The following is a 16,002-nucleotide window of genomic DNA, read 5'->3' on the forward strand; positions in this document are numbered from 1 at the left end:
TCCCGTGAAGGAGCACTGTTGTGATTATCTCCGACGTTTCGTCAGGAAGCGCGCGGCAGCCGGTTGCCGACCTTCTGGATACTGTTAAACGCAGAAAACTGATGCTGACCGTGCCCGTTCTGGTGGGCATAGGGGTTGGTTGTCTGGGCTATCTCAACGCCCCGGTCTCCTATGTTTCGGAGGCCGTGGTCGTTCTGGACATGCGGCGGATTCAGGCGCTTCCAAGCGAAAGCGCCATCACGCCGCTGCCGCAGGACAGTCCGGTTTTGCGCTCGGAACTCGATATCATCAATTCGCGGATGATGGCGCGCAAGGTGATTGATATTCTGCAGGCGGATGGCGTCACGGTGCCGCCTGCGGCAACGCCAAACGGCGACGCCGCAGCGCGCGAGCGCGATCAGATTGATCTTCTGCTTTCGCGGTTGCAGGTTACCAATGACGGTCGCTCCTACACGATTTTCATATCCTATCGCGCATCCGATCCGGTCTATGCGGCGAAGGTCGCCAATGCGTTCGCGAACGCTTATCTCGACCATCAGGTGGATGTCCAGCAATCGGCGGCCAAGCGCGTTAGCGAGTGGCTGGGTGAAAAGCTCGTCACGCTGCGCAACGACCTTGAAACAGCCGAACGGGCTGCTGAAGATTTCAGGCAAAAATCCGGTCTGGCTGGCGATCAGGGGCAGATGACATTTCAGGCGCAGCGTGTTGCGGCTTTGAACACAGAGATCGTCGCGGCCACCGGGGCAGTGTCCTCTGCAGAAGCTCGCTTACAGACTGCGCAGGCGCTGAAAGGTGGCAGTGACACACCGGCATTGGCCGAAGTTCTGGCATCTCCGGCGATCCAGCAATTGCGCAATGAAGAGGCGCGTGTCGAACGCCAACTCGGTGAGCTGAAAACGAACGGCGCGGTGAAGAGCGCCGAGATTCCTGTCCTGACGGCAGAGCGTGACGCATTGCGGCAGCAGATTGTCGGACAGGTCGACCAGATCGTGCAGAGCCTTGGCAATGAAATTCAGATCGCCCGGCAGCGGCGATCCAGTCTTGAACAGGCGTTGAAGGCCGCCGAAGCGGACCTTGCCAGCGCCAATCAGGCGCAGGTGACGGCAGCACAGCTCGACCGCGAAGCCAATGCCAGCCGCGTTGTCTATGAAAGTTACCTGACGCGCTACAAGCAGCTGATTGAGCAGGACGGCATCGCCTCGGCAGAAGCGCAGCTTATTTCCAGCGCCGAGCCGGCCATGGCCAAGGCAAGTCCGAAACTGATGAACTGGCTGTTGCTGGGCATTGGTTTGGGTGGGCTTTTCGCTGTTGCGGGTACGATGCTGAAGGAAACCTTCGACCGGATCAGACCGGCCCAGACCTCCTCGCTCGCCTTGCCGGGTATTCCAGCGGCGACCTTGCTGCCCAACACGCCGCGCCTGACCGTACCGCTGCTGATCAATGGCGGGCTGGACCCGGCCAGCGCTTTCGGCCGTGCGATCAAGTCGGTGCATGATCGTTTGCGGGCTTTGACACGGGGCCGCGATTCACTCGCCCTTTCCGTGATTTCGCTCTCTGATGCCGACGGCAAAAGCCTTGTGATCACGGCACTGGCCCAGCAGTTTGCCGCGAGCGGCGTATCGATTGCGGTGATCGACGCAACCAACGGCCAGTCCGGCCTTTGTGCGGCTTTCGGTCTGCCGATCGGCGATTTACAGCCATCAGCGACATCCAAAAAGCTCAGCGGCGCAGCGCTGATCCACGACCATGGCTCCGGTATCGATATTATCAGGCCGCACCGGCCAGCCCCGGATGGCGATTGGCTGAGCGGGCTCATTGCGCAGCTACGCGCGGATCACAAGATCATCCTGGTGGATTTACCGCCCTTCAAGGAAGACAAGCGGTCGGTTCTGATGTCGCGCGCTACGGATACGGCGCTTCTTGTGGTCAGCGATGACCGGCGCGATTCCAGCGCAACCAATGCGCTGGTGCAGACGCTGGCATCTTTTGGTCGCAAGCCCGCGCTGGCTGTCGTCAGTCAGGCCCCGACCATCTATGCCGGGCGGGTGACAAGCACGCTGGCCAAGGTCCGCGCCCTGCTGTCCGGGCTGTTCAAGCGCCGCAGCCGAACGCCGGATCTGGCGTCAGATCAAAACCAGAGACAGGTTTAATTGAGGAGGGGGCAATGCCGGAGTTCACATATAAGCGTCGTATCGCCCGCCATTTACAGGCATCGGTGTTTTCTGCGATGCTGTTCTTCAGCGCGGGCAGCATGGCGCTGGCCGACGGGCAGATTTATCGCATCGGTTCCAATGATGTCTTGCAGGTAACGGTCTATGGGCAGCCTTCCCTGACGGGACTTTACCCGGTCGATGTCGATGGAAACATCGGCTATCCGGTTGTCGGCAGCATTCCCGTTCGCGGTCTCACGACGACTGAAATCAGTGAGAAGATCGCGGCGTCCCTGTCGCAGCATATTCCGGGTCTGACCGTGACGGCGAGCATCAATCAATATGCGCCGGTCTTTGTCGTGGGTGATATCAAGGCGCCCGGCAAATACGAGTACCGGCCGGGCATGGTTGCACTGGAACTGATGGCGCTGGGCGGCGGTGCAGGCAAGGGCGAAGCGCCTGCAGTCACCGCCGGTATGCAGTTGATTGCCGCGCAGCAGGAATATTCCGATCTGCAATTGCAGATTTCCGCCCAGACAATCCGTCGGGCGCGCTTGGCTGCGGAACTGCAGGGAACCGATTTCGAATACACGCCTTCGCAGCAAGCAAATGTATCAAAAGACGATCAGGGTCTGGTTCAGCACATGCTGGAGGGCGAACGCACACTGTTCGATGTACGCCGCAACAATATGAAAGCCGAACGGCAGGCGCTTGAAGCGCAGGTCGCAAGCTATGGCGACGAAATCAACACCCTGCAGGAAAGCATCAAGCTGCACGATACGGAAATCCAGCTGCTGCAGGAAAATGTCGATTCCAGCCGGTCGCTGGTCGATCGCGGCCTTGCGGCCAAGTCGAACCTGCGCGATCAGGAACGCGACCTGTCGGCGACACGCCGTGATGCGCTGGAGCTGGCGTCGTTTCTGGCGCGGGCGCGGCAAAACCAGCTCGCTGTGCAGCAGCGTATCGCCAATCTGGAAGAAGTCCGGCGCAGCGATGCGGCAACCAGCTTGCAGGAGGTCGATCTCAATCTGGCGCGGATGGAACGACGCAGCGGCGCACAGATACAAACCATGGCGGAAATCGCCAAGTCATCCGGCAATATTTCGTCTGCCGATATGCGCAAGAAACTGATCTTCACGATCAGCCGCAACGTGAATGGTGCGTTTCAGGATATCAACGGTAACGAGCGGACCGAAATCAAACCGGGTGATATTTTGCGTATCGAACTCGATATGAGCAAAATCAACGCTTCGCCGTCGTAAGTCAGTTCACATCTGGAACCCTCGTGCTTCGAGACGGCGCTGCGCGCCTCCTCAGCATGAGGGGTGTTGGTGCTCCCAAAATCAGTGAAGGGGGATCGGTCGCGGTCGCTATGCCGCGACCGCCTCGGCATTTTCTTCCACCCAGGCGGAGTAGACAGCGCGCAAGCCGTCTTCGAGGCTGATGCGCGGCTTCCATCCAAGTGCCGCCATGCGGGATGTGTCGAGAAACTTGCGCGGCGTGCCGTCCGGCTTGCTCAGATCGTGCTCGAACCGGCCCTCATAGCCCACAACACGGGCTATCAGTAGCGCCAGATTCCTGATTGAGATTTCCTCGCCGGAGCCGATATTGACGGGCTCGAGCCCGTCGTGAAACTCCAAGAGATGCAGACAGGCATCGGCCAGATCATCGACGTGCAGGAACTCGCGCAGCGGCGTGCCGCTGCCCCATAATGTCACCTGCTCCGAGCCCATAATCTTGGCTTCATGGATCCTGCGCAGCAGCGCTGGCAGCACATGCGAAGTTTTCGGATCGAAATTGTCGTTCGGGCCGTAGAGATTGGTCGGCATCGCCGTCATGAAGCGGTCGCCGAACTGGCGCGCGCAAGCTTCGGCATATTTCAGCCCGGCAATCTTGGCGATGGCATAGGCCTCATTGGTCGCTTCAAGCGGCCCGGTCATCAGGGCGTCTTCGGTCAGCGGTTGCGCCGCGTCGCGTGGATAGATGCAACTGGACCCCAGCCAGAGCAGGCGTTCCACGCCGGTCTGGTGCGCCGCGTGGATGACATTCATGCCGATGGCGAGGTTGTCATAGAGAAAATCGGCGGGTGACTGCGCATTGGCGAGAATGCCGCCGACATGGGCTGCGGCGATGATGATAACGTCTGGCCTGCGACCCGTGATGAAGTTCTCGGTCGGTCCCTGACGGGTCAGGTCCAGCGCGGTGTGCGCAGCGGTGATGATGTCGCAATCCGTGCCGTGCAGACGGCGCAGGATGGCCGAACCGACCATGCCGGTGTGCCCAGCAACAAAGACCTTTTTGCCGGCCAGTGAATAGACCGGTTCTGCGGTTACGTCATTGTCCGTAGAAGTCATTGCGCCCAGCCTCCCGCATGATATTGCGCAAATCCCAATCCACCATTTCCGCAACAAGGCTGTCGAAGCCGGTCGTGTGCTGCCAGCCAAGGCGGCTATGGGCCTTCGATGCATCACCCAACAGGAAGTCCACCTCATTCGGACGGAAATAACGCGGATCAATCTCGATCAGACAATTGCCGGTCTTCCGGTCAATGCCGATTTCCTCCACGCCATCGCCCTTCCATTCGATCTCCTTGTCGACAGCCTTGAAGGCATGTTCGACGAATTCGCGCACTGTATGCGTCTCGCCGGTGGCGAGCACATAATCGTCGGGCGTTTCTTCTTGAAGGATACGCCACATGCCCTCCACGTAATCGCGGGCATGGCCCCAGTCGCGACGTGCGTTCAGATTGCCAAGGCGCAGTTTGTCCTGCAAACCGCGCTCGATGGCCGCAACCGCGCGGGTGATTTTGCGGGTGACGAAAGTTTCGCCGCGCAGCGGGCTTTCATGGTTGAACAGGATGCCATTCGAGGCATGGAAACCATAGGCTTCGCGATAATTCACCGTGGTCCAATAGGCATAGAGCTTCGCCGTCGCATAAGGGCTCTGCGGCATGAAGGGTGTATGCTCGTTCTGCGCATTCGGTGAGGAATTGCCGAAGAGTTCAGAGGTCGAAGCCTGATAAAAGCGGCTTGTCTTGCCGAGGCCCAGAATACGGATGGATTCCAGCAGCCGGAGCGTGCCGAGCGCGTCGGTATTGGCGGTGTATTCGGGCGTTTCGAAACTCACCTGTACATGGCTTTGCGCTCCGAGATTATAGATCTCGTCCGGGCGCACTTCCTGAATGACGCGGCACAGATTGGTGGCATCGGTCAGATCGCCGAAATGCAGGCGAAACCGCACGTCTTCATCGTGCGGATCCTGATAGAGATGGTCGATACGCCCGGTATTGAACGAGGACGAACGCCGCTTCAGACCGTGAACGCGATAGCCCTTCTTGAGCAGAAGCTCACTCAGATAAGCGCCATCCTGGCCGGTGACGCCGATGATGAGTGCGGTCTTCTCACGCTGATTATCATGCAAGCCATCGTTCAATCTATCGTTCAAGGGACTGCCCTCCGTCCAGAATATCCATGACAGCATGTTTACCGATTTCGTGTCGCGGCAGAACGGCTCCAAAACGGCAAGGACAGGCACGTCGGACCCTCTTCGGGTGAAGCGGCGATGGTGTCTGATATGCCCCGATGCACCCAAAGAGGTAGGCCCTTCGCCCGCTTGGCGTGCCGCCCATGCCTTTGGGTTCCTTGCGATGAACGACCCGCTGTTGCGATGCTGTTTCACGAAGGTCGAAAAGACGGGAGACGGGGCCCATGCGCGTTGTGCTTGCCAATCGCTATTTTTATCCGGACCAGTCCGCGACAAGCCGCATGGTCACCAGTCTGGCGCAGACGCTTGTTGGCGAGGGTATTGAAACGGCGGTTCTGGCCAGCCGCAGTTTTCATGACAAACGAAAAGAGACCTTGCCTGCCCGCGAGACGATAGACGGTGTCGATGTGCACCGCATCTGGACCTCTGGCTTCGGCCGCGGAAAACTGACGGGACGGGCGGTCGATTATGCCACGTTCCATCTTTCCGCCGCAGCCTGGTTCGCGACCCATGCCCGCAAGGACGATATTTGCGTTATTTGCACCGACCCGCCTTTGCTGTCGGTTTCGGCTGCACTGCCAATCCGGCTTCGGCGGGCAAAGCTCGTCAACTGGGTGATGGATCTTTTCCCGGAAACCGCCATGGAACTTGGGCTGGTCAAACCGGGCAGCGCGTCGGCAAGGCTGGCGTTGGCGCTACGCAACTGGTCCATGCGCCAGTCGGCGCTGACGATCTGCCCGATTGAGCGCATGTCGCGTTATCTGTCTTCAACGGGCATAGCGCGCGAGAATTTGAGCGTTGTGCATCATTGGGCGGATCGCAACGAGATCATGCCGGTGGCCCCATCAGAAAATCCGCTGCGTCGCGCCTGGGGATTGGGGCGCAAATTCGTCATCGGCTATTCCGGCAATTTCGGGCGGGCGCATGAATTCCAAACTGTCCTCGATGCAGCCGAGCGACTCAAACATATGAAAAGCATCGTCTTCCTGATGATCGGGGAGGGGCAGCAGCGGGGCTTTGTGGAAAGCGAAGTCAAACGGCGCGGCTTGACCAATGTGATGATGAAGCCCTTTCAGCCTGTCGAAAAACTGTCTGAAAGTCTCGGCGCCGCCAATGTTCATCTGGTTTCGCTCAAGCCGGAACTGGAACACTGCATTGTGCCGAGCAAGTTCTACGGTGTTCTGGCGGCGGGCCGTCCGACAATCTTCATTGGCGATCCCGATGGCGAGATAGGCTCAATCGTTCGCGATTTCGAATGTGGTGCAGCACTGCGTCCAGGCGAAGTGGATCGTCTCGTCGATGCGGTCCTGCACATGCGCCATTCAGCGGTTGGGCGCATGACCATGGGTAACAATGCGCGCTATCTGATGGAGACCGCCTATTCCCGCGAATATGGTGCAGCCATGTGGCAAACGGCAGTCGCTCGGCTGGAAGAGAAAAGCGTGCCCGCAGCAATGCCGGTTCTGGATCGCAAATTCCAGTCGGGAGAGCTTCGATGATGGATGGCTCAGTCGTCGTCAGCCAGCTTGGGGCGCGTATGCATTATGCCGTACCGCGCATTTTTGCCGACCGGCAGAGGCTCGCGCATTTCTATACCGATATATGCGCCCTGCAAGGCTGGCCGCGTTTGTTGAACGGGTTGCCGCGGACGATGCTTCCAACCGCCGTGCGGCGGCTGATCGGTCGTGCGCCACAAGGCATCCGGCAGGAGCAGATGACAACCTTTCCGGGCTTCGGCCTGCATTCGGCCGTGCGCAGGCTTGCCAACCAGACCGGGCCGAAATCAACGGCCAATGCCATCTGGGCGGGGCAAAGATTTGGGCAACTCGTGGCAGGCAGCGGTTTCCATGGTGCGAGCGGGGTCTATGCTTTCAGCGGTGAAGCGCTGGAACAGCTGACCGCCGCGCGACAGGCAGGATTATGGACCGCCGTGGAACAGATGATCGCGCCGCGCACGGTGGTTGATCAGTTGGCCTGCGAAGAGGAAGTGCTCAATCCCGGCTGGCATTTGTCCGTCGCAGACGATGTGCATGCCGATGACTTTGCAGCACGCGAAAGGGCTGAATGGGCCATTGCCGACGCTGTGGTCTGTCCGTCGGAATTTGTGGCGCGCCATGTGATCGAGGCCGGATGCCAGCCGGATAAGGTGGTGGTGGTGCCCTATGGAGTGGACAAACGCTTTCCGCTTGATCCGTCGCCGCGCTTGCCGGGGCCGCTGCGGGTGCTGACGGTTGGCGCGGTGGGGCTGCGCAAAGGCTCGCCCTATGTTGGCGCGGTTGCCAAGACGGTGGGGGATATCGCGCAGTTTCGCATGGTCGGGCCTATCGATGTGCAGCCAGAGGCGGTTGCGACCTTGTCGGCCAGCGTGGAGCTGACCGGCCCGATACCGCGCAGCGAAATACGAGCGCAATTTGAGTGGGCGGATGTGTTTCTCTTGCCGTCGCTCTGCGAAGGGTCGGCCACCGCCGTCTACGAAGCGCTGGCCGCAGGCCTGCCGGTTATTTGCACCAACAATACCGGCAGCGTCGTGCGGCATGGCGTCGATGGCTACATCGTGCCGATCCGCGATGTGGCTGAAACGACGGATATTCTCAAACAACTGGCCGGTGATCCGGCCATGCTGGCCCGGATGAGCGACAGCGCACGCGAGCGCGCCGCCGATTATACGGTCGCGCGCTATGGCGAGCGGCTTGTTGCAGCACTTTCGCAGCACACACGGAGATTGGCGGCATGAAGATCGTTCACGTCATCGGTTCCTACGATCCCGCCAAAGGCGGTCCGCAGGCCGTCATTGTAAGGCTTGCAGCGGCACAGGCAACACTTGGGCATTCAGTGACAATCGTCAGCTATAGCGACGAAGACGTGAACCGTCGCGCTGCCAAGGCGGCTGAAACCATACCGGATTTTGACAAGGTGCAGACCCTGCTGCTGCCCATGCCCGATTTGCGGGAAATGCTGTTGGGAAGCCGTGCGGCAAAGGCTATGGCGCGACTGATCCGCTCGGCGGATTTTGTGCATCTGCATGGCGTTTGGGAAACCAATCTGCTGCGAGCTTCCATGCTGTGTCGACGCTTCGGCGTGTCTTACTGCATCTGTTGTTGCGGCATGCTGGATGTGTGGAGCATGCAGCAGCGGTCATGGAAGAAAAAGCTGGCGCTCGCTCTGGCATTTCGCCGGATGCTCGATGGCGCGGCCTTCATTCAGGCGCTCAACCGCGATGAAATCGAGCTGATGCGACCACTGGGGTTGAAGCCGCCAAGCCTGATCATTCCAAATGGCATTTTTCTCAATGAAGTTGAGGGTGACGCCAGCGGAGCCAACAGTGCAACACTGGCCAAACTGCCGAACCGGCGCTTCGTTCTGTTTCTGTCGCGGCTGCACTACAAGAAGGGTCTCGACATTCTGGCCGATGCCTATCGACGGATTGCGCCTATCCTGCCGGATGTCGATCTCGTGGTTGCCGGGCCGGATGGCGGTGCCAAACATGATTTTCGCGAACAGATCCGGCAATATGGGCTGGAACAGCGGGTGCATCTGGTTGGCGGCCTTTATGGGCCGGACAAGATCGCAGCGCTGAAACGGGCTGCCTGCTTCTGCCTGCCCAGCCGGCAGGAGGGGTTCAGCGTTGCCATTACCGAGGCGCTTGCCTGCAGTGTGCCGGTGGTGATCACCGATGCCTGCCATTTTCCGGAAGTCGCCGAGGCGGAAGCGGGCGTGGTCTGCGCCGTGGATGCCGAAGCCGTCGCGGCAGGGCTGATGCAGATTCTGGATGATCCGACGCGGGCCGTCTGGATGGGTGAGGCGGGCCACAAGCTGGTTCGTGACAACTACACCTGGCCGCGTATCGCGGCGCAAACCATCGACGCCTATCAGGCTTATCAAAAGCGCAAGGCAGGCTCGATCATGGGCGGGAACGGCTACAGCCTCATCCGCGAGCGTCGGATGGGGCCGGTTTAACCACCATTATCAAACAGCTTTTCGTCTTTGTCGCACGGGTTTTGCCGGGTTTCCGGCATAGACCGTCCATGGTTCCATGTCGCGGAAACTGACGCCGCGCGCGCCGAGCACTGCGCCTTCACCCACAGTTACACCGGGTCCGACAAACGCTTCTGCGGCAATCCAGCCATAGGGGCCGATGTGGATTGGCGACGCCGTGAGCGGAAAATCGGTGCGGTCGATATCGTGACCCGCCGTGCAGAGATGCGCGCCTTGCGAAACGATGGCAAAGGGCGCCAGCGTGACATTGGCGACATTATAGCACTGCGCACCGGGACCAAGCGAAGAATGCGCGCCCATGATGAGGTTGCCCGGCCACCAGATGCGCGCGCTGCCGCGCACAATGGCTGTCTTGTGGATCTTGGCGCCGAACAGCCGCAGTACCCTGCCGCGCCATCGCCAGAGAAACGAGGGTGTCCAGGCTGCAAGCGCCAGCCAGGTCATTTGCCAGCCGAGACGTTGCAGCCGATGCTGCAAGGTGAATGTCGCCCCGCCTTCCATGGGACGCGAGGCGTTCTTGCGTCCGGCAATGGGCGCGGCAGACCGGGGGCGGGATGGATTGGGCATGGCGGTCATAATGGTCATCCCCTCGAAAGGTGCGGTAAGGAGCCGGACGCCGGTGTGTGGCGTGGCGGCGATACTGGCAAATGGACGGAGCGGTTTCGAATGACGCAGAGCGACAGGATCGGAATGAGAAACAGGGCCATATGGATCCAAACCGTAATCACCCAATCCGTCTGATGCGAAATGGCGTGCATGGCGGGCACAATGGAGAACATATAGATCAACTGGCCAAGCATTTCGCCCGCCATGGCCGTTTCCCAGAGACGCCGTATGATCCAGGCCAGCAGCAGGAATTTCAGCGCGCCGAAATACCAGAATGATGAAAAGGCATCGATCAGGCCGGTTTCAGTGGTGCCGGTCAGCGGGTTGTAATTGCGGTTGGGCTTGGGTGTGGACAGATAAAGGCTGTCCTTGATCTGACTACCGACCAACTGTGCTGGCACATAGGTGAAGACGACGCGGTTCCAGTGGAACTTGCCGTAATCGAATTCCAGCCGCCGGTCGATCTCATCCATGCGCAACACGGCATTGCGCATTTCGGGGCCGCCGCGTTCCAGCGTTTCCTCGAAATTTGCGGCGTAGTCGATGTCGAGAATCTGATTGAGCACGAAGCCGGACGCAGCGCGCGTCACCTGCCGGTAATCGCCCATGCTGGTCATGAGAAATGTGCCCGCAATAATGCCGATGAACATCAATGTGCGCGGCACCACCCAGCGCCGGTAAAACCAGAAGGCAAGCAGGAACATCAACAGAAGCTGGATGGCCTCAGCGCGTTTGCCGGTGACCACAATGCGGTCCAGATAGAACACCAGATCGAACAGGATGATGCCCAATGCGAACCATGAACTGCGCCGCGCAAAGCAGAGGAGCGCGATGGCGAGGCCATAGGGCATGAGCTGCGCGAAGAAGAGCCATATCACCGGCATGCCCGTCATCTGCACGCCGATGGACACTTCGCCTGGCAGGCGGCTCAAAAGAAAGTAAAAGGATGCGCCGAAAACCGACAGTCCGGCTGCGGCCCATAAGAGCCGTCTTTCGCTAAAACTCATGGTGAGGAATTTGAGAGGCCGGTTCCCCATCTGCCAGCCCATCGCCAAAGCGAGGAAGGCCAATATGCCCATCACCATCGTTTTCGCATAGGCTCCCGCTGGCAGGAACGGGTCGTTCACGAGCGCGGGCACCTGCGGCAAGATAAAGCCGAATGTCATCACACCGGCCAGAAATGGGAATTGATACATCCGTTCCGGGCGTCCGAGAAAGCCGACCGCCAGAAATGCAGCGACGAGAAGAACGAATATCCAGGTGAGGGAAAGATTCACGGCTCACCCTCCGTCGATTGGCAGATTGCGGACATGGCGAGCGCCGGGCTGTTCCCGGTCAGGTCCTGCGGGAAGATGCGGCCCGAAAGCAGATACCAACCAAGCTTGACATATTCCTTGGCGATTACCTCCGCATCGGTGCGGTTGGTGGGAAAGCCGATATGGACGTCGCTGTCATTGACAGGCGCGGACATGAAATGCATCTGCGGACAAACGGCGCGAAAGCTCGCGACCGCGCGGCGCGAATGATACCAATTGGTGACAATGAGTGCGCTCTTCGCGTTGATTTCACGCATCATCGGGGCCGAATAGAGCGCATTTTGCCAGGTGCTGCCCGAATAGCATTCCGCGAAAATGGCCGATGGCGGCACACCCTCCTGCACCATGATCTGCTTGTTGAACAGACAGTCGCCATCGCCCGTGACGAGGATATAGGGCGAGCGTCCTTCCTTCCACAAACGTGCCGCCTGTTCTGCTCGTGGTTGACCGTCGCCACCCGGCACGACAATCACGTCGGCCCGGCTGCCGTCATCCGGAAGCGCCAGCAACGGTTCGGAGAAGAACATGGCGGCCAGTCCGAAGAACACGGCGCAGGGGAGAATGGCGAGCAACATCATACCATGTGTCGCTCCGGTTCCTTGGCGTCCAGCGGTCGCTGTTGAACTGAAGGGCGGGCGGGCTGCACGCTCTGGCGGCTGCGCTGCTCTTCCATCTTTACAACGATCATGAACTCGTAGGCTGCGAGAAGACGGCAATAGAGATAGCCGGGTTTGCCGTCGAGAAAGCCGCGCCGCAGCACATACATGTAGAAAAAGCGCAGGCTTGGACGGAAAGGCATATTGTAGGACAGCGATTTCAGGGCGCGCCGCCGTCTCTCCGGTTCGGTGGAGAAAATGCCACCCCAGTCAATGCTTCGTTCAAGAAGCCGTGCCGCCGAAAGGTCCGCCTCCACCGAGGAATAGCGGTTGTGTTTCGCGTACCAGGCTTCCAGCCCCTTGTTGAAGCTGTAGTGGATGAAATGCGCCTGCAATTCGCCGCCCGGTCCGCCGCTGGCGCGTGAATGCACCGAGCGTTCAAAGCGCACGCGGTCGGGCCTGACAAGACGGGTTATCCATGTCGGATAAAGGCTCGCATGGCGAATCCAGCGCCCCATGAACATGTTCTTGTAGCGCGCTTTGAAAAACACTTCCGGCCGGTCCGGGTCGGCGGCAATTGCCAGCATCTCGTCGCGCAGATCCGGCGGCGTCACTTCATCGGCATCAGGCGTATAAACCCAGCCATGCTTGAATTTGATTTCCGTCAGCCCATACATGCGCTGGCGGTCTTCCGTATCATAAGCGTGGCTGTAAACGCGGGCGCCCGCAGCCTTGGCAATTTCCACCGTGCGGTCGGTGCTGAATGAATCGAGCACCACGATATCGTCGCACCAGGCGAGCGATTCCAGACAGGCCGGCAGGTTCATTTCCTCGTTGAATGTCATGATGAGCGCGGAAACGGTCATGTGGTGGTCTCCGGAAATGTGAGATTGGGTTTGGCCGTTTTGGCGGTCTCGGCAAACGTCGTGGCAACGACAACAGCAGGGCGCTGGCCTCTGGTCATGCGCCGTACGAAGAGCGTGTGCAGTACGGCTGGCAGCAAAAGCGAAACCAGCATGATCCATGCGGGCACACCGGTACGGATCGCGATATAGGCGACGGCTCCGGCAAGCAGGTTAAGCGCCATCACAGCCATTGCGGTCTGCCCGCAGCTCAGCCCCGCATCCATCAACAGGTGATGCAGATGCTGGCGGTCGGCGGAAAACGGGCTGCGTCGCACGGCCATCCGACGGATGATGAGGCTCAGCGTATCGATGACGGGAACGGCGACAACCCACAGCAAGACAGGGAAGGCGATGGCGGGTTCTCCACTTGCGAGGATGAGGGATGTGCCCGCAAGGGCCGCACCAAGAAGGGTGCTCCCACCATCGCCTAGGAAGAGGCTGGCCTTCATGCGCCAGCGATGGCGCATATTGAAGACGAGGAAGCCGAGACACGCTGCGGCGAGCGCCAGCGTCTGAAGGCCGAGCCGATGCTGTCCAAAGTCGAAGCCAATCACGGCAAGCCAGAAAAAGGCGGCGGCGCTGGACGCGCCCGCCAGCCCGTCAACGCCGTCGCTCATATTGACCGCGTTGATGAGGCCGACAATGAACGTCAGCGCCAGCAACAGGAAAAGTGGACCGGCCAGAAAGATGGCGCCGCTTTCGGCGGTCAGGCCGGTGGAAGGCAAGGCGATATTCATCCCGAGGCTGAGCCGCTCAATACCCGCCATCCCGATGATAAGGGCGGCGGCGAGGAACTGTGCGCTGAGACGCGGCATGACCGGCAGGTTGAAGCGGTCATCCAGAACACCAGTGACAAGAACGAGGGCCAGACCAGGCAGCAGTTGCAAAATGTTCGCCTGATCGGATGTGCCATGCACAATCGAAGCTGCGATGGCGAAGGCGAGAAAAATCGCAATGCCGCCGCACAGCGGCACTGCGCCGTCGTGCCGCTTCCGATCATCTGGAATATCGATCAGATACCATTCGCGGGCCAGTTCGCGGAAGCCGATGCAAAAGGCGACCGAGAGGACGAAGGCCAGAAGCGTGATCCAGGAAAGATTGCTCATGTCTCCTCCGAGGCGCGAAACAAAGTCTACCGCTCAATTTTCTTGCTGCTTTTCCCAACCGAACCGCGTCGCGATTCTGCTGGTCATGCTCTGGAATTTTTAACCAGTCGGATGGGGTCCCACGACTTGGCTTTAGAGCGAGCGGCATACCCCTTTCAGGTCAGGCGCTAATACCAACGGTGACATTTCCCACCGTGGGCGAAAGGCTATTCTGAAAGGCGCCGGGAAGCCGGGCGGACTTTACCGCCCTGCACGGTTGCGAGGGGGTATCGCATCTTGGAAAAATGTCTGCCGGAAATGTCGGCGCTCCCGTTGTTCTTCATTGCACGGAGCGGGTCATGAAAAATCATCGCAGAGGCTTCGTGATTGCCACGCTTGAGCAATATGCCGGGTTGCTGTGTAATTTTCTGACTGTCGTTGCGGTCTCGCGTTTTCTGGGGCCGAGCGAGACAGGCATGGGCGTCGTTGGCCTCAGCGTTGCGGCGATTGTGTTTTCGCTGCGCGAATTCGCCAGCGCCGAATTCCTGATCCGGATCGAGAAGGTCGAGGATCGCGATATCCAGACGGCATTCACATTTCTGATGAGCGTTACGGCGGTTCTCGCGGTGGCGCTCTTTCTGGCGCGCGACTATTTCGCCGTCACCTATCACGACCCCATGCTTTCACTCTTTCTCACCATCACCATCATCGCGGCAGTGATCGAAAGCGTTTCATTGCCGGTTGTCGCGCTGTTACGGCGCGATATGGCTTTCGGCGCTCTTGCGCGTATTCGCACGGCCGGTTCGGTTTGCGGCGCAGCCGTCACGATCGCGACGGCCTGGTGGGGTTTCGGGCATATGTGCTTCGCCTTCGGTTCACTGGCTGCCGCGGCGGTCACCACCGCTTTTGCGGCAGCGCTCTATCCATTGGCCCGCCTGTTGCGCCCGTCGCTTGCCAGTATCGGCACCGCCTGGCAGTTCAGCATGTATCTGGGCAGCAGCGCAGGCTTAAGTAAAATTTGCGAGACTTTTCCACAGCTTATGCTGGGACGCTTCATGCCTGCTGCATCCGTTGGCATCTATAATCGCGCCAATACGTTGAGCGGTTTGCCCGACCGGGTGTTTCTATCGGCGATCTTCACCGTCGCCTTTCCGATGTTGTCCGCGCAGGTGCGGGCCGGTGTGGATATAGCGCAGTCTTATGTGCGGGCACTGTCCTATATTTCGGTGGTTTACTGGCCAGCGCAGATGCTTCTGGCGCTGCTCGCCTATCCGGCGGTGCATATCGTGCTGGGGCCTGACTGGTATGATGCAACGCCGATTGTCGTGATCATGTGCCTCGCCAGCGTGTTCTGGATTCCCATCATCCTGACCTACCCGCTTTTGATGGCGCTGGGAGCCAATCGCGACGCCTTCGTGTCCAATCTGATTTCGCGTGTAGTGACCACAGTCATTCTCTGCGTCGCCGCCTATCATGGCCTGATGGCGGTCGCGCTCAGCCTGTTCATCAGCACGCCGTTCCAGATGGTGATTTCCGTGGTCTATGTGCGCAAGCACGTGCCGTTCTCCTACCGCATGCTGGGGGCGGAACTGTTGCGCAGTGGTTTTGTCACGCTTCTCACCATGGCCATTCCGCTCGCAATGGTCGCGGCTGCGGGTACGCTGGAAGTTCATTGGGGGATGGGCATCGCCATCGGCTTTGCAGGCATGGCCAGCTGGCTTGGCGCAGTGTTGATCACGCGTCATCCTTTCGCATCGGAAATCACGCCTGTTCTTGGATGGGCGTTGGCCAGAGTTGCAAGCCGCCTTGGCCGATTTGGCCGCGGGCGTTTTCCCACTTCCACGCCAGCTGAATAAGGAGATTGA

General features: G+C 59.5%; 13 protein-coding genes. 6 read left to right on the forward strand and 7 right to left on the reverse strand.

Going from position 1 to position 16,002, the window contains the following annotated elements; all coding sequences use genetic code 11:
* Nucleotides 1-20 precede the first annotated feature (20 nt).
* Nucleotides 21-2,150 carry a GumC family protein gene (locus QBD01_RS09665; protein WP_392391361.1) on the forward strand — a complete coding sequence of 710 codons (2,130 nt, stop codon included), beginning with the start codon at nt 21-23 and terminating at the stop codon, nt 2,148-2,150.
* 14 nt (nt 2,151-2,164) lie between these two features.
* Nucleotides 2,165-3,412 carry a polysaccharide biosynthesis/export family protein gene (locus QBD01_RS09670; RefSeq protein ID WP_280992606.1) on the forward strand — a complete coding sequence of 416 codons (1,248 nt, stop codon included), beginning with the start codon at nt 2,165-2,167 and terminating at the stop codon, nt 3,410-3,412.
* Between the two features lie 108 nt (nt 3,413-3,520).
* Here the strand turns inward: QBD01_RS09670 and QBD01_RS09675 are convergent, their stop codons facing one another.
* The gene (locus QBD01_RS09675) at nt 3,521-4,504 is read right to left on the reverse strand and encodes a GDP-L-fucose synthase (protein WP_280992607.1); all 984 of its coding nucleotides are present in this window, start codon (nt 4,502-4,504) and stop codon (nt 3,521-3,523) included.
* Nucleotides 4,485-5,570: a GDP-mannose 4,6-dehydratase gene (gmd, locus tag QBD01_RS09680; protein WP_392391380.1), complete on the reverse strand. Its 1,086-nt coding sequence runs from the start codon at nt 5,568-5,570 to the stop codon at nt 4,485-4,487. Before gmd ends, QBD01_RS09675 begins: the two co-directional genes overlap by 20 nt.
* 287 nt (nt 5,571-5,857) lie before the next feature.
* Between gmd and QBD01_RS09685 the strand changes: the two genes are divergently transcribed.
* Genes QBD01_RS09685 through QBD01_RS09695 form a run of 3 tightly spaced genes read left to right on the forward strand, consistent with a single transcriptional unit; the run spans nt 5,858 to nt 9,590 of the window.
* On the forward strand, nt 5,858-7,132 hold the full coding sequence (locus QBD01_RS09685) for a glycosyltransferase family 4 protein (protein ID WP_280992608.1): 1,275 nt from the start codon (nt 5,858-5,860) through the stop codon (nt 7,130-7,132).
* Complete coding sequence (locus QBD01_RS09690) at nt 7,132-8,367, forward strand: glycosyltransferase family 4 protein (protein ID WP_280992864.1); 1,236 nt, start codon at nt 7,132-7,134, stop codon at nt 8,365-8,367. The genes QBD01_RS09685 and QBD01_RS09690 overlap by 1 nt, the downstream gene beginning before the upstream one ends.
* Nucleotides 8,364-9,590 (forward strand): glycosyltransferase, encoded by a 1,227-nt coding sequence (locus tag QBD01_RS09695; protein WP_280992609.1) that lies wholly within the window; start codon nt 8,364-8,366, stop codon nt 9,588-9,590. The genes QBD01_RS09690 and QBD01_RS09695 overlap by 4 nt, the downstream gene beginning before the upstream one ends.
* A gap of 9 nt (nt 9,591-9,599) precedes the next feature.
* On the opposite strand, the gene QBD01_RS09700 is transcribed toward QBD01_RS09695, so the two are convergent.
* Genes QBD01_RS09700 through QBD01_RS09720 form a run of 5 tightly spaced genes read right to left on the reverse strand, consistent with a single transcriptional unit; the run spans nt 9,600 to nt 14,158 of the window.
* Entirely contained in the window at nt 9,600-10,196 is a 597-nt protein-coding gene (locus QBD01_RS09700; RefSeq protein WP_280992865.1) for a putative colanic acid biosynthesis acetyltransferase, read from the reverse strand.
* A 14-nt stretch (nt 10,197-10,210) separates the two neighbouring features.
* Nucleotides 10,211-11,512: a hypothetical protein gene (locus QBD01_RS09705; RefSeq protein ID WP_280992610.1), complete on the reverse strand. Its 1,302-nt coding sequence runs from the start codon at nt 11,510-11,512 to the stop codon at nt 10,211-10,213.
* The gene (locus QBD01_RS09710; RefSeq protein ID WP_392391381.1) at nt 11,509-12,126 is read right to left on the reverse strand and encodes a YdcF family protein; all 618 of its coding nucleotides are present in this window, start codon (nt 12,124-12,126) and stop codon (nt 11,509-11,511) included. The genes QBD01_RS09705 and QBD01_RS09710 overlap by 4 nt, the downstream gene beginning before the upstream one ends.
* Nucleotides 12,126-13,013, reverse strand: coding sequence for a glycosyltransferase family 2 protein (locus QBD01_RS09715; RefSeq protein WP_280992612.1), 888 nt, complete (start codon nt 13,011-13,013; stop codon nt 12,126-12,128). The genes QBD01_RS09710 and QBD01_RS09715 overlap by 1 nt, the downstream gene beginning before the upstream one ends.
* Nucleotides 13,010-14,158, reverse strand: coding sequence for an MraY family glycosyltransferase (locus QBD01_RS09720; protein WP_280992613.1), 1,149 nt, complete (start codon nt 14,156-14,158; stop codon nt 13,010-13,012). Before QBD01_RS09720 ends, QBD01_RS09715 begins: the two co-directional genes overlap by 4 nt.
* Nucleotides 14,159-14,496: 338 nt before the next feature.
* On the opposite strand from QBD01_RS09720, the gene QBD01_RS09725 reads away from it, so the two are divergent.
* A complete protein-coding gene (locus tag QBD01_RS09725; protein WP_280992614.1) occupies nt 14,497-15,993 on the forward strand; it encodes an oligosaccharide flippase family protein in 1,497 nt (498 codons plus the stop codon).
* Nucleotides 15,994-16,002: the final 9 nt, after the last annotated feature.

Source organism: Ochrobactrum sp. 19YEA23 (assembly GCF_029909865.1).
Lineage (GTDB): Bacteria > Pseudomonadota > Alphaproteobacteria > Rhizobiales > Rhizobiaceae > Brucella > Brucella gambitense.